The organism is Flavobacterium cheniae (genome assembly GCF_004363695.1).
GTDB classification, from domain to species: Bacteria; Bacteroidota; Bacteroidia; order Flavobacteriales; family Flavobacteriaceae; genus Flavobacterium; species Flavobacterium cheniae.
Genome location: NZ_SNZC01000001.1, coordinates 386,789 through 400,868 on the forward strand (window position 1 = coordinate 386,789; position 14,080 = coordinate 400,868).

Sequence of the window (14,080 nt, forward strand, 5' to 3'; positions counted from 1 at the left end):
CTAATTTTTCTACCATGAGTAATTTTATTAAAAAAGTTTTGGTATTATGTGTAGCTTGTGCGGCAAGTATAGCATGTAAACAAAACGGTGACTCAACCACTAATTATGCTGATATTGCAGTTGGTGATCAAATGATTGCAGAACTAACAGCACCTCCATTTGTTCCAAAACCTATTGGAGATCGTCCTGCTAAAAAATTAATTGTAAACATGGAAATCAAAGAAATCGAAGGAGAAATGGCCGACGGTGTTAAGTATGTTTACTGGACTTTTGGAGGTAGTGTTCCAGGAAGTTTTATTAGAACTAGAGTAGGTGATGAAGTTGAATTTACTTTGAAAAATCACCCAGACAACAAATTGCCTCATAACATCGATTTACATGCCGTTACAGGTCCAGGTGGTGGAGCAGCATCTTCTTTAGTAGCGCCAGGACATGAAAAAACATTTAATTTTAAATGTATTAATCCTGGATTGTATGTGTACCATTGTGCAACAGCTCCTGTGGGAATGCACATTGCAAACGGAATGTATGGTTTAATTTTGGTAGAACCAGAAGGTGGTTTACCTCCAGTAGACAAAGAATACTACGTAATGCAAGGTGATTTTTATACGAAAGGTAAATATGGAGAACCAGGAATGCAACCTTTTGACATGACAAAAGCAGTAGATGAACATGCGGATTACGTAGTCTTTAACGGAAAAGTAGGTGCTTTAACAGGTGATAAAGCTTTAACCGCTAAAGTAGGTGAAACAGTTAGAATTTACATGGGTAATGGTGGTCCAAACTTAGTTTCATCCTTTCACGTTATTGGAGAAATTTTTGATAAAGTACATATAGAAGGTGGTGACATGATCAACAAAAATGTACAAACTACTTTAATTCCTGCTGGTGGTTCAGCTATTGTAGAGTTTAAAGTGGATGTTCCTGGAACATTTATTTTAGTAGACCATTCCATTTTTAGAGCATTTAATAAAGGAGCCTTAGGAATGTTAAAAGTAGAAGGAGCCGAAAATGCTAAAATTTACTCAGGTACAACTCAAGAAGGAATATATCATCCAGAAGGAGGAACCATCCAAAATATGCCAAAAACTGGTAATGGTAAAGAAGTTGTCGTTAATAAAACTTTAAGCCAACAAATGACAGATGGTAAAAACATTTATTCAAGAACTTGTTTTGCATGTCACCAGTCAGAAGGACAAGGTATTCCTGCAGCGTTCCCTCCGCTATCTAAATCAGATTTTTTAAATGCAGATCCAAATAGAGCTATAAGCGCAGTACTTCATGGTTTAAGCGGCGAAATTACAGTGAATGGTAAAAAATTTAATTCAGTAATGACTAGTCAAAACCTTACGGATCAAGAAATTTCAGATGTTTTAACTTATGTATATAATAGTTGGGGAAACAACAAAACAAAAGTAACTCCAGAAATGGTTAAAAATCAGAGAGCAAAACCAGCACCAAAAACAAAAGATATACATTAATATAAAAAAAATAAAGAATGGAAGCTCAATTTATTAAACGATTTCACTACTGCCTAATTTTATTATTTTGGGTTTCCATTTCTTTTTCTCAGGTATCCGAAGATATGGTAACCATAGGAGCAGGGAGTTATGTTCCTTTATATGGAACTGCAGATAAAAAACCAGTCTACATCAAATCCTTTTTGTTAGATGTATATCCGGTTACAAATCAAGAATATTTAGAATTCTTAAAAACCAATTCGGCTTACCGAAAATCAAAAATCAAACGTCTTTTTGCCAATACTACTTACTTATATGAATGGAGTGGCGATTTGAATTTCGGTAAATTAAATCCAAATGCGCCTGTTACCAATGTTTCTTGGTTTGCTGCAAAAGAATATTGCGAATGCCAAGGTAAAAGATTAGCAACATTAGATGAATGGGAATATGTAGCCATGGCAGACGAAAAAAGAAAAGATGCTCGTTCACGAGAAGAATTCAATAAATACATCTTGAGTTGGTACGAAAAAAACAAAACCTATAATAATTCTGTTGGGAAAACATTCAAAAATTACTGGGGTGTTTACGATATGCACGGACTAGTTTGGGAATGGACTTTCGATTTTAATAGCATCTTTTTATCAGGAGAATCTAGAAAAGATAAAGATACCGATAAAGATTTGTTCTGCGGAAGTGGTTCTGTCAACGCAACCGATTTAATGAATTATGCCGCTTTTATGCGCTATGCTTTTAGAGGCAGTATAAAAGCGAATTACACTACAAAAAATTTGGGCTTCAGATGTGCCAAAAACATCTCTAATTGAGTTTTCAATTAAAAAAATATGTCATGAAAAAGATAATTTTACTAGTAATTGCCTCTATTTTTATTTTAGGATGCAATTCAAAAGAAGAAAAACAAAATATAAAAGATAAACCTATAACCGATTTATCAATTTATAATTTGCCTGAAAAATGGACCAATCAAGACGGAAAAGATATTGAGCTGAAAGATTTGAGAGGAAAAGTACTAGTTATGGTGATGATTTATACTTCATGTAAATCTGCTTGTCCAAGATTAGTAGCTGATATGCGAAATATTGAATCTAAAATTCCGGAAGAATACAAAGATAAAGTCCAAATGGTTTTAGTAAGTATCGATCCAACAGTAGATACTCCAGAACGATTAAAAGATTTTTCTATCGAAAATAAAATGACTGGAAATCAATGGGTTTTCTTACGTTCTAATGAAGAAAACACTAGAGAGTTTGCAGCGGTTTTAGCAGTAAATTATAAAAAAATATCTCCAATTGATTTCTCACATTCCAATATAATTAGTGTATTTAATGCGGAAGGTGAATTAGCATTCCAACAAGAAGGTTTAGGAGTTAGTTACGATAAAACGGTTTCAAAAATCAAAGAAGAAGCAGAGAAAGTAGAGTAGTGGCTTCCAATTCAAAATCTACAAAAAAACATGAAACTTCACAATAAATTTATGGTTGCAGTTGCTTTTGCAATTTCAACAGCGGGTTCTTTTGCTCAAGAGTTAGAAGTTAACCTACAAATAAGACCTCGTTTTGAATACCGAAATGGATTCAAAGAACTAATGAAAGATGATTTTTATCCAACTTCGTTTGTTTCCCAACGCTCGAGAATGATTTTTTTCTACAAACAAGAAAAATTTAAAGCCAATTTATCACTTCAAAACGTAAGAGTTTGGGGCGATGTGGCTACAACTTCACCATCTGATAAAAATGGAGTGGCTCTATTCGAATCTTGGATTTCGTATGATTTCAATACAAACTGGACAGCTAAATTCGGTCGACAAGTGCTTTCATACGATAATCAAAGAATTATGGGTGGAATCGATTGGTTACAACAAGGCCAAAGTCACGATGCGGTTTTGGTTACAAATAAAAAAAATAACTACCAAATGGATTTCGGAGCTGCGTTGAATAATAACAATGAAGCTCTTTACGAATCTGCATATGTGACGAACTATAAAAACATGCAGTTTATTTGGTTCAACCAAAAATTTTCAAAACTAAGTTTGAGCTTTTTAGCGTTGAATAATGGCTATCAATATGAAAATTTAACCGAAAATAAATTCCAAGTAGCGTATTTGCAAACCCTTGGAACTTATGGAAAATGGGATACTTCAAAATTCTATGGTGATTTCGGTTTGTATGCTCAAACAGGTGAAGCTGCTGTTACTAACGATAAAGTTGATGTTGGTGCGTATTATGCGGGATTTAATTTAGGATACAAATTCACAGCTCCATTTAAAGCCGAATTAGGTTTTGAATATTTATCAGGAAAAGATCAAAATGAAACTGATACAAAAGTAAAATCATTCACGCCAATATTTGGAACCAACCACGGCTTCAATGGTTTTATGGATTATTTCTATGTTGGAAATCATAAAAACTCAGTAGGATTGCAAGATGTTTACACTAAGTTTATTTACGATAAAAATAAATGGCAAGTAACGTTATCTCCACATTTATTTTATAGTTCGGCATCAGTTTACAACATGACTACTTTAGAAGAACAAGACAATTATTTAGGAACAGAAATCGATATAACAGGGACTTATAAATTAGATAAAAACTTTATAATTTCTGGAGGTGTTTCTAAAATGTTTGGAAGCAACACTATGGAAATTTTAAAAGGAGGGAATAACAACAATTGTAACAATTGGGCTTGGGTAATGGTATCATTTAATCCGCAATTGTTTACATATAAAAAATAGGTTAATTAATTATAAATAGGGTTATTGTTAATTAAAAAAGGACTGCTAATATAAAATTTAGCAGTCCTTTTACTTTAAAAAGAGTCGCCATGTAATTATGACGACTCCGTTTAAAGAACCTAATTAACTAATAAAACTTATCTTGTAAAACAACGGCACTTGGAAACAAAATATTATTTTCTAAATGAATGTGCGCATGTAAATCTGCTTCAAATTCTTGTAACATTTGGTACGTTACTTTGTACGTGTTACAAGCATCTGCAGGTGGTATATAATTGTTTGATAATTCTACAATTTTTTCAAATCGTTCACCTTCATTTTCATGTTCTTCCATCATCATGGCAATTGGGTTGGCTACAGAACCAAATCCAGGAATATTTATAGGTGAATTATTTCTATTGGCTTCCACCATTTTTTTGATGAATGGAAATAAAATTAACTCTTCTTTTTTCATATGTTGAGTTAATTCATCAGCACTTCTTTTGAATAATTTTTTAATTTCAAAAAGTTCTGGATGTTGTGCACCATGTACTTGCTCTAGCTTAATTAAAAACGAAAGCAATTGCGGGATTTTCTCTTCCACATAACGATGGTGTTTTTTTTCAATATAATCAATCAGTAAATCTAATTCCCAAGATTTAAAATCAATGCCTTGATTATTGTTGTTAGATGTAACTCTTTCTAATTCATCTAAAAGAGCAAATTTATCTATCCCTTTTTTTGCACATACTTCATCAATAGTTCGGTTCCCTTTGCAACAAAAATCGATACCTAGTTGACTAAAAACACCTGCGGTTCTGTAATCGTCAGCTACTATTGTGCCTACTGTTTTGTTTGAATCTATTACCATATTTCTATATTTAATATTATAAAAGACAAATTTATCCTTAATTTAATTTTCATTATATGATTTTAATCATATTTAATGTTTTTTTTTGGTGTTTATTTTGCTGTATAATTAAAAAGGATGAAAAAGTCCTTAATTATAAATTATTCTTAACTAATATCTAAAATATGTTATCAAAATCACAAGCACGAGCATTTTTTTTAGGCGGAACAGTAGTTACCTTTTTAGTCTTTATTGGCTTAACTATCTATTCGTTCATGCCTAAAAATGATCAAACTTATCATGATAAGATTGATGCAAAAGTTATTCGAGGAAAAGAAATTTGGGAATCGAATAATTGTATGGGTTGTCATACCATACTTGGTGAAGGAGCGTATTATGCTCCTGAGCTAACAAAAGTTATAGAAAGAAGAGGAGAAGGCTACGTAAAAGCCGTTTTACAATCTCCTGTTCCTTGGGGACCAAAAGGCAGAAAAATGGTCAAATACGAAATGAATGATGCCGATGCAGAAGCGATGGTCGCTTACTTTAAATGGATTGGTAACATTGATTTGAATGGTTTTGATCGAGTGGTTTCTCCTTTAGCTAAAGACAAATAATAATCCAAAATATAGAGTTATGAAATATAAATCACAAAAAGTAGCGTATTGGTTCTTTGGATTATGCATGTTATTATTTGCATTACAAATTATCTATGGTTTTATTATGGGCTTTGCCCGAATAGGAATGGATGGTCTTCATGACTTTATTCCGTTCAATACAGCGAGAGCCGTTCACACTAATTTATTAGTAGTTTGGTTATTAACCGGTTTCATGGGAGCCGCATATTATATTATTCCTGAAGAAGCACAAAGAGAATTAGTCAATGTGAAATTGGCTTATGTACAGTTGATTTCATTAGCTGTTGTTGGAGTTTTAGCTATTGTTGGGTATCACTTTAATATTTGGGAAGGCCGAAAATTCCTCGAAATTCCAAGAGAATTAGATGTTTTAGTAGTAATCAATGTCTTACTGTTCTTAGGATTAATCCTAACCACTTTATACAAAGCAGAACGTAGAACTACAACAGCATTAGTCTTGACTATGGGATTGGTTTTTGCTGCCTTATTATATTTACCAGGTATGATTTGGTTTGATAGCCAAGTAACCGATTCATTCTTCCGTTGGTGGGTAGTACATTTATGGGTTGAAGGAGTTTGGGAACTAATCATGGGAGGTATTTTATCGTACTTATTAATCAAACTTACTGGTGTTGATAGAGAAGTTATTGAAAAATGGTTATATGTAATTGTAGGATTAACGTTCCTTTCAGGTTTATTAGGAACAGGTCACCATTATTATTATATAGGAGTTAATAAAATTTGGTTAATCGTAGGTGGAATTTTCTCAGCATTAGAACCATTAGCGTTCTTAGCGATGGCATTATTCGCAGTGTACATGTATAGAAAAGGTGAAAAATCACATCCAAACAAAATTGCTTTATTCTGGACAATCGGCGCTTCTATTGTATCTTTTGTAGGAGCTGGGTTATTAGGTTTTGCACATACATTACCACAAACGAATCTTTACACACACGGAACATTAGTAACGGCAATGCACGGTCACTACGCATTCTGGGGTGCTTATGCTATGATTGTTTTAGCAATAATCAGCTATGCGTTGCCCAATTTAACAGGAAGAAAACGTTACAACAATACAAGTGGTCATATGGCTTTTTGGTTGTCAAATGTGGGAATGTTAGGAATGACGGTAGCTTTTGGAGTCGCTGGTGTTGCTCAAGTATATTTAGAACGTAAAATGAAATTAGATTTCATGGATGTGCAAAATGAAATTGCAATTCACTTCGTAGTGTTACTGCTTTGTGCAACACTTTTTACAACAGGAATTACATTATTCATTATTGAGTTTATCAAATATGGTAAACCCACAGATGAAGCACTTGTAAAAGAAGAATAGTTATTAATTATTTTGGTTAGAAATTTAAAATTAATAGCTAACCGAGACCAAGTGCCCAGAGTTGTCGCTGCCAGCATTTGGTTTCGGTTTTTTTTAAAATAAATTGTCATGATAGTAGCAGAAAAAACAATATTTTATAAAGCAGTAGGTTCAGAAATTGAAGTTTTCAATCAGATTAACCAATTGCAATTACCTTTATTATTGAAAGGACCAACAGGTTCAGGAAAGTCGCGTTTTATCGAATACATGGCTAATGAACTGAATAAAACATTAGTTACTGTAAGTTGCCACGAAGAAACTTCAGCAACCGATTTAATTGGACGTTTCATCATCAAAGGAGCTGAAACCATTTGGATTGATGGACCTTTATCCATAGCCGTAAAAAACGGATATATTTTATATCTAGATGAAGTTGCCGAAGCACGACCAGATGTCATCGTAGCCATTCACTCCTTAACCGATCACAGAAGAGAACTTTTCATTGATAAATTAGGAGAAACTATTAAAGCACATCCTGATTTTTTATTAGTCGCTTCGTTTAATCCTGGCTACCAAAAAGGATTTAAAGAATTAAAACCATCAACTCGTCAACGATTTGTAGCACTTTCATTCGATTATCCTAATCCAAAAGTTGAAACAGAAATTTTAATTAACGAAACAGGAATTGAAGCTGATATTGCTCAAAAGTTAGTTACTATAGGAACTAAAATTAGAAATCTTACCGAATTAGGTTTAACCGAAACCGTTTCTACTCGATTATTAGTTGACGCAGCCAAATTGATCAACAACGGATTACCAAAACGATTAGCGGTTCACGTTGCCGTTGTAGAACCTTTAACAGACGAACAAGAAACCATTCAAGCCTTAAAAGATTTGTGTGATTTAATGATTTAAAAGAATTGAAAAATGGGCTTTGAATTAGATGAGATTATTTATAAAAAAGTACTCAAATACTTTAAAAACAAGCGACTAAATGATGTTGAAACTCTTAGCCGTCAAATCAACTTGTCTGATATTAAACCACGATTAACACTTTTTGCAAGAGCCATCTCTGGTGCTCCAATCGAAATTTTTCCTGCCGAACGCGAAGGGGGTTACAAAAACAAAAACTTTTTCTTACCAATTAATTGTTCGCTATTTCCAACAAAAGAAGAAAATCTAAAATTCTATTTTTTTAGAACGGTGTATTTGAGTGTTCAAAAACAATTGAATTTGAATTGGGATAACCAAGACAATTCACCTGAACTTTCCTTGGAAAAAGCTACTGAAACTGCACCATTGGTTTTAGAAAAAATGTTTCAGGATTATCCATCCATGCAAGAGTTTTATTATGATGCGGTGTCAAAATTACCCATCAATAAAAAAGACCAAACCATTGATTATTCTTGGCTGTATGGAAAATGGATGAAAAATACGCCCGAAATTGAAGATGAAAATGTGTTACAAAATTTTGATGACAATACTAAGAAAATTCAAAATAACGTCGTAGCCGAAACCACACTTCATGCCAAAGCTGTAGAAGAAATCGAATCGCTAACTATCGACAAAAAACAACAAGAAGATTATGTGTTAATGCACAGTTTCGAGAAAATTGAAACTGCAGAAGAATTCAACGGAAATTGGCGCGATTTTGATGGTGCCGATGATTTAGAACAACATCAAGAAGCGTTGGAAGAGATGAATATGAAGTTTACCGTTCGTGTTGACGATATGGTACATTCCGTATATCAAGCAGATTTTGTGGAAAATACTTCTATTGCCGAAAGTGCTGAGGTTGATGAAAAAGGCTTCCATTTAAAATATGATGAATGGGATTTCAAAAAACGAAATTACTTAACAAACTTCTGTAAAGTATATCCGAAAACCCAACTTAAAACTCACGCAACTTATTATAAAAACACGATGGCAAAGTACAAAACCACTTTAAATGGTTTACGAAAAATGCTTACTAGCGTGAATAATAAAATGCAACAACAACGAAGACAATTACAAGGTGACGCTTTCGATTTAGACGCGTTAACCGATTTATATACCGATATTCATTCTGGAAAATCGCCTGACGAACGCATTTATTTATCCCAAAGAAAAAAAAATAAAGAAATTGCTATTTTGGTTTTGTTAGACATTAGTCTTTCAAGCGATGGTTATGCCGCTGGAAATCGGGTGATTGATGTAGAAAAAGAAGTTTCCATTTTATTTGGTGAAATTTTACATGAGTTCGACATCGATTTTGCGATTGACGGATTTTATTCCAAAACCAGAAATTTCACAACCTATTTAACTTTGAAAGATTTCAACGAAAGTTGGGACAAAGCCAAACATAAAATAGGCGCAGTTGAACCTAATGGCTACACTCGAATTGGTCCCGCTTTACGTCATGCAGGAGCAAGAATGGATCAATTGGATGCTAAAAACAAATGGATTATCGTGCTTTCCGATGGAAAACCAAACGATTACGATAAATACGAAGGTCAACACGGTATTCATGACATCAAACAAGCGTTACGAGAACTAAATGAACGAAAAATTAATTCCTATGCGTTAGCTATTGAAGCGCAAGCCAAATATTATTTACCGCAAATGTTCGGTCAAAATCATTATCAAATATTAACATCTCCTGAAGCTTTGCTGAAATCATTGGTAAAACTTTATGAGAAAATCAAACATCAATAAAATGTCAACATCAGAAACACATACAAACGTGATTGAAGGACATCCCATTCATACTTATTTCGTAGAAACCGATTTAATACATCAATTATTAGAAGAATTAAATACCATTAATCCAAAAGAAGAATTTCAGAAATTCTATAATGTCTTTAATCATTTAGCAACAGTTGAAAAACGTTTTGAACGAAAAGAAAATCAATTATTTCCGTTTTTAGAGCAAAAAGGTTGGACAGGACCATCGCGTAATATGTGGTCGTTTCATGATACGATTAGAGAAATGTTTCGCATAGTCAGAAAAAATTTGGAAGACCAAGATTTTACTTCAGCCAAACACAATACCAATTTAATATCTCAAAATTTATATCGTTTATTGGAGGTAGAAGAAAATGTTTTGTTTCCGAATGCGTTGGATTTATTATCTGAAGAAGATTGGATTAAAATGCGAAAAGGAGAAGATGAAATAGGGTGGATGTTGACCGAAGCACCACCAAAATTCCCAAAAGAATCGGAGTACATTCATCCATCACAAGATACAGAACGCAGAACAGATGTTGTTTTTGACGAAAAAGCAGCACATTATGATGAAGGTTACATGACGGTTGAACAAGTAAACTTGCTTTTCAAAACCTTGCCAATCGATTTAACTTATGTAGATGAAAACGATAAAGTAATTTTCTACAATCGAGGTGAAGAACGTGTTTTTCCAAGAAGCGCTGGAATTATTGGCAGGGAAGTTCGTTTTTGTCATCCACCGAAAAGTGTCGATACCGTTTTACAAATTTTAGAAGCCTTTAGAAAAGGAGAAAAAAATGAAGCATCCTTCTGGATAAATTATAAAGAACGTCTGATTTACATTCGCTATTTCGCAGTTAGAGATGCACAAAAACGTTACAAAGGCGTAATCGAAATGTCACAAGACATCACCGAAATCAAACAAATTGATGGCGAAAAACGATTGTTAGAATGGAAATAATAAATTAGAAAATTATGAGAATTATAGGAACCATTTTATTCAGCATTTTTATCCTTTTTATTTTTTCTTGCGAAACAGTAGACCATCATCATGCACCAAAAACAGCGAATGAAGCGTTGAAAGAATTGATGGATGGAAACCAGCGCTACGTGGATAATATGCCTATACATCATGATTTTATTGATGAAGCACACCATTCAGAAAAAGACCAACATCCGCACACTTTTGTGTTGTCGTGTATCGATTCTCGTGTGCCGCCTGAAATTGTTTTTGACCAAGGAATTGGAAATTTATTTGTAGCGCGTGTTGCTGGAAATATAGAAGATGATAATATTTTAGGAAGTATGGAATATGCTATTCAAGTAAAAGGAACAAAATTGTTGGTGGTGTTAGGACATTCCAATTGTGGTGCGGTTCAAGGTGCAATCGATAATGTCAATTTGGGACATCTTACGCAGTTAACCAATCAAATTAAAGTTGCTTTTAGTCACCACAGAACGTATCCACTACCGGAACATTTATCCGATGAAGCTGGACGATTAAATGTGCTTTCAACCATAGACCACATTCTTACATCTAGTAAGATTATTAGAGAATTGGTCAAGCAGAAAAAAATCAAAATAGTAGGAACATTTTACGATTTACACACTGGTAAAGTCGAATTAATAAAATCATGAACAATACAAAATCAATATACTATCCGCCAGGAGGAGTTTTAATTTGGATAATCATTTACTTAGAACTCATCACTTTCGGAATGGCCATTTTAGCATTAGCCTATTACGGTTCGGAAGAACGAGAATTGTTTCACAATAGCAGTTTAAAACTGAATAAAACAATTGGAACAATAAATACGATTCTTTTATTAACCAGCGGATTTTTTGTAGCCAAAGGAATTCACTTTTTTAAAGCATCCAATATAAAAAAAACTTTATCCTATTTCAATTGGGCAATGATTGGAGGTTTCGGATTTCTAGTTTTAAAATCAATAGAATATTATGAAAAATTAGAAGCAGGATTACACATGGATTACAATTCGTTTTTTAGATTTTATTGGCTATTAACGGGTTTTCATTTTATACATGTTTTGGTGGGATTAGTAATTTTATTAGTAATTACATTTTCCATCAGAAAAAAACAAACAGAAGCATCCTTTGAAGATATAGAAGCAAGTGCTAGTTTTTGGCACATGTGCGATTTAATTTGGTTGCTTTTATTTCCAGTTATTTATTTACTTTTTTAATTATATAGGTTATGAAAGATACAATTACTTCAACGTTTGTTTTATTGCTCACGCTCACTTTAGTGGCTGCGTTTGCGGCATCTAATGTTAGTCCAGAAATTATTGTTACCACAGTTGTTGCTCTGGCGTTTATTAAATTTTGGTTAGTTGCTTTTCAGTTTATGGAATTAAAAAAAGCGCATCCTTTTTGGAAATATTTGATTATAGGTTTTGGAGGGTTGATGGGACTTATTTTAATGATTTTACTCTAGTTTCTTCAAATTTCAAAGCATGATAATAATCATATATTAATCTGATAGATTGTGTTTTATTTGTTCCTATTTATTTTGGGAAGAAATAAATTGAAATCGCAACGAACAAAAAATATAAATAATGATTTTACAAAAAAACGTACACAGCTTTCATATTCCAGTTATGGGATTAGCTTTTACTATCGACAGTCCCGTGCGAGTAGCGCAATACGGAATTGATTCTGTAATTTCCATAATGGATGACGATTTGATAGAAAAAATGACCGCTTTTTACGCTGAAAAATTCAAACATCCTTACGAAGAAATATCACAAAAGGTAGAAGATTTCAGAGCAAAGCGAATTACCAATTATTTGAATTTATTAGATAAAGTGGTGACTCAAAAATTCGAATCATTCAAATCAGAATTGATAGAAAAAAGAACACAATTAGAAGATTTTATCTCCATTTTACCCTCAAGTTCTGAATTAAAATTGCAATTGGAACAAGTAATAGCGTCTGGAAAAAACAATATGATGGAGTTAAAAACTATTCTAGACCATCATTTTGCATCAGGAAGTATCGATGTGAATATCATGACGAAAATTGATAAAGATAACTTTATTGATGACGAACAATTGCCAGTAATCTACAACGATGCTCATGCCGCTTTGAGAGGTTTTGTAAACAGTACAACAAATTCATCAGTAATCTTTTCTGCTGGAATGAATCCAAGATTATACGGTTACATGGAATCCTTTAACGAATTTTATCCCGATACCAACGGACAATTTCAAAAGAGAATTGTTCTAAAAGTAAGCGATTTTCGTTCGGCAATGATTCAAGGAAATTTTCTAGCTAAAAAAGGACTTTGGGTTTCTGAATATCGTATCGAATCAGGACTAAATTGTGGCGGACACGCTTTTGCTACCGACGGATTTTTATTAGGACCAATTCTAGAAGAATTTAAAAATAAAAAAGATGAATTGATTCAATCAGCTTATTCGCTATTTACAAATGCTTTAGCGTCAAAGAATAAAATAGTTCCAAACGAACCACCGATTTTAAAAATCACAGTTCAAGGTGGAGTAGGAACAGCAGAAGAACATCAGTTTTTATTAGATTATTATCAAGTGGATGCAGTAGGTTGGGGTTCTCCATTTCTTTTAGTTCCAGAAGCGACTTCTGTTGATGTAGAAACCCGTAAACTATTAGCAACAGCAAAAGAAGAAGATTTGTATTTGAGTAATATTTCGCCTTTAGGAGTTCCGTTCAATACCATCAAAGGCACAACCAATGACTTTTTTAAAAGCCAGCGTATTGCGTCTGGAAAAGCTGGAAGTTCATGTCCTAAGAAATATTTAGCATTAAGTAAAGAATATAAAAAAGAAGGAAGTTGTACCGCATCTAAAAAACATCAGGACAAGAAAATAGAAGAATTAGAAGCAAAACGCAACTCGATTTCTTATGAAGCATATAAGAAAGAATATACAGCTATTACCGAAAAATCATGTTTGTGTGTTGGGTTAGCCAATGCAAGTCATTTAGAATTAGGAATTCCAATGAAAGGACAAGCACAAGGCGTTGTGGTTTGTCCTGGGCCTAATATGGCGTATTTTTCAAAAGAAGTGTCTCTAAATGAAATGATTCAGCACATCTATGGAAAAAAGGAAATCGAAAATCACACCGATAGACCAAATATGTTTGTTAAAGAATTAGGATTGTATGTTTCGTATTTAAGCAATCAAATTAATGAGGCTTTCGAAATAACGCCTCAACAAATAAAAAAATGGGAAACGTTTAAAACCAATCTTTTAAATGGAATTTCCTATTACAAATCGGTTTTTGAAAACAGTTCTTATTTTCAAGGGAACAACGAAAGATTAGGAAAAGAAATACTAAAAATGGAATCCCAACTAATAAGTTTTGAATTCAATACAATACCCGTTTAAT

At 33.2% G+C, this 14,080-nt stretch carries 14 protein-coding genes; 13 read left to right on the plus strand and 1 reads right to left on the minus strand.

Features of this window, described 5'->3' with window-relative positions:
• Nucleotides 1–14: 14 nt before the first annotated feature.
• Genes nirK through C8D80_RS01805 form a run of 4 tightly spaced genes read left to right on the plus strand, consistent with a single transcriptional unit; the run spans nucleotide 15 to nucleotide 4,209 of the window.
• Nucleotides 15–1,481 (plus strand): copper-containing nitrite reductase, encoded by a 1,467-nt coding sequence (gene nirK / locus C8D80_RS01790; protein ID WP_133606756.1) that lies wholly within the window; start codon nucleotides 15–17, stop codon nucleotides 1,479–1,481.
• 17 nt (nucleotides 1,482–1,498) lie between these two features.
• A complete protein-coding gene (locus C8D80_RS01795; RefSeq protein WP_242004793.1) occupies nucleotides 1,499–2,284 on the plus strand; it encodes a formylglycine-generating enzyme family protein in 786 nt (261 codons plus the stop codon).
• A gap of 23 nt (nucleotides 2,285–2,307) precedes the next feature.
• A complete protein-coding gene (locus C8D80_RS01800; protein ID WP_133606758.1) occupies nucleotides 2,308–2,901 on the plus strand; it encodes an SCO family protein in 594 nt (197 codons plus the stop codon).
• A gap of 30 nt (nucleotides 2,902–2,931) precedes the next feature.
• Nucleotides 2,932–4,209 carry an alginate export family protein gene (locus C8D80_RS01805; RefSeq protein WP_242004792.1) on the plus strand — a complete coding sequence of 426 codons (1,278 nt, stop codon included), beginning with the start codon at nucleotides 2,932–2,934 and terminating at the stop codon, nucleotides 4,207–4,209.
• Between the two features lie 127 nt (nucleotides 4,210–4,336).
• Here the strand turns inward: C8D80_RS01805 and ric are convergent, their stop codons facing one another.
• Entirely contained in the window at nucleotides 4,337–5,059 is a 723-nt protein-coding gene (gene ric / locus C8D80_RS01810; protein WP_133606760.1) for an iron-sulfur cluster repair di-iron protein, read from the minus strand.
• 164 nt (nucleotides 5,060–5,223) lie between these two features.
• Between ric and C8D80_RS01815 the strand changes: the two genes are divergently transcribed.
• From C8D80_RS01815 to C8D80_RS01855, 9 genes are all read left to right on the plus strand, one after another.
• A complete protein-coding gene (locus C8D80_RS01815; RefSeq protein WP_133606762.1) occupies nucleotides 5,224–5,655 on the plus strand; it encodes a c-type cytochrome in 432 nt (143 codons plus the stop codon).
• Nucleotides 5,656–5,674: 19 nt separating this feature from the next.
• Nucleotides 5,675–7,012: a cbb3-type cytochrome c oxidase subunit I gene (locus C8D80_RS01820; RefSeq protein WP_133606764.1), complete on the plus strand. Its 1,338-nt coding sequence runs from the start codon at nucleotides 5,675–5,677 to the stop codon at nucleotides 7,010–7,012.
• Nucleotides 7,013–7,120: 108 nt separating this feature from the next.
• Nucleotides 7,121–7,906 carry a CbbQ/NirQ/NorQ/GpvN family protein gene (locus C8D80_RS01825; RefSeq protein ID WP_133606766.1) on the plus strand — a complete coding sequence of 262 codons (786 nt, stop codon included), beginning with the start codon at nucleotides 7,121–7,123 and terminating at the stop codon, nucleotides 7,904–7,906.
• Nucleotides 7,907–7,918: 12 nt separating this feature from the next.
• On the plus strand, nucleotides 7,919–9,685 hold the full coding sequence (locus C8D80_RS01830) for a nitric oxide reductase activation protein NorD (protein WP_133606768.1): 1,767 nt from the start codon (nucleotides 7,919–7,921) through the stop codon (nucleotides 9,683–9,685).
• A gap of 1 nt (nucleotide 9,686) precedes the next feature.
• Entirely contained in the window at nucleotides 9,687–10,655 is a 969-nt protein-coding gene (locus C8D80_RS01835) for a DUF438 domain-containing protein (protein WP_133606770.1), read from the plus strand.
• A gap of 14 nt (nucleotides 10,656–10,669) precedes the next feature.
• Nucleotides 10,670–11,332 carry a carbonic anhydrase gene (locus tag C8D80_RS01840; protein WP_133606772.1) on the plus strand — a complete coding sequence of 221 codons (663 nt, stop codon included), beginning with the start codon at nucleotides 10,670–10,672 and terminating at the stop codon, nucleotides 11,330–11,332.
• Nucleotides 11,329–11,898 (plus strand): cytochrome c oxidase subunit 3, encoded by a 570-nt coding sequence (locus tag C8D80_RS01845; RefSeq protein ID WP_133606774.1) that lies wholly within the window; start codon nucleotides 11,329–11,331, stop codon nucleotides 11,896–11,898. Before C8D80_RS01840 ends, C8D80_RS01845 begins: the two co-directional genes overlap by 4 nt.
• A gap of 11 nt (nucleotides 11,899–11,909) precedes the next feature.
• The gene (locus tag C8D80_RS01850; RefSeq protein WP_133606776.1) at nucleotides 11,910–12,149 is read left to right on the plus strand and encodes a cytochrome C oxidase subunit IV family protein; all 240 of its coding nucleotides are present in this window, start codon (nucleotides 11,910–11,912) and stop codon (nucleotides 12,147–12,149) included.
• 124 nt (nucleotides 12,150–12,273) lie between these two features.
• Nucleotides 12,274–14,079 (plus strand): hypothetical protein, encoded by a 1,806-nt coding sequence (locus C8D80_RS01855; RefSeq protein WP_133607981.1) that lies wholly within the window; start codon nucleotides 12,274–12,276, stop codon nucleotides 14,077–14,079.
• Nucleotide 14,080 lies beyond the last annotated feature (1 nt).